The 601-nt window shown below is 64.4% G+C and carries 1 protein-coding gene; it reads left to right on the top strand.

Annotated elements, in window-relative coordinates:
* Positions 1–601, top strand: a 601-nt coding sequence (locus D7D26_RS12415; protein WP_199674794.1) for a hypothetical protein, incomplete at both ends; no start/stop codon positions are given.

Here is a 601-nt window from a genome sequence, read left to right as displayed (position 1 = left end):
TCAAACCCGGCACGACGGAGATCCTCGATCCGAACAACGTCGTTCAGATCCTCGGCAATATCGACGTCAAAGATGGCACCGTCAACGCGGCTCTGAGCGGCGCCGATTCGTTCTGGTACGGTTCCGAAGTCGGCGGCGTGGAGTACGACAAGACGACCCACACATACGGCGACCTGAGACCGACCAGCCGTCTGTCCCTCAGCCTTGCCGACGGCGCGCAGTGGGTGCCCGACATCATGCCCATCGGCGACGGCGGCGCGGGCGATTCTCGCGCGGCGGTGATCAGCGCCATCACGCTGCATCGCGGCGGCATCGTCAACATGCACGGATTGAACAAACACACCGACGCCGCGCTGACGGTCAACGAGCTGACCATCTACAACCTCGCGACCGACGGCGGCATCTTCCGCATCGACGCCAGCGGCGAGAAGACGGGCGCGAACCACCGCAACGGCACCGATTACATCATGATCAAGTCCGGCAGCGGCTCGGCGTACGTTCAGCCGCTTGACAGCGCCAAGCTGGAGGGCGTCGGCGCGGATAATCCCGTGCAGTTCGCCGACGCGGCATCGGGCGTGACTTTTGTCGCTCTGCCCGAGAC

It is taken from the genome of Pyramidobacter sp. CG50-2, assembly GCF_003612005.1.
Taxonomy (GTDB): domain Bacteria; phylum Synergistota; class Synergistia; order Synergistales; family Dethiosulfovibrionaceae; genus Pyramidobacter.
Note: the sequence above shows the minus strand (reverse complement) of the source record. Positions and strands in the feature narration are given on the sequence as shown.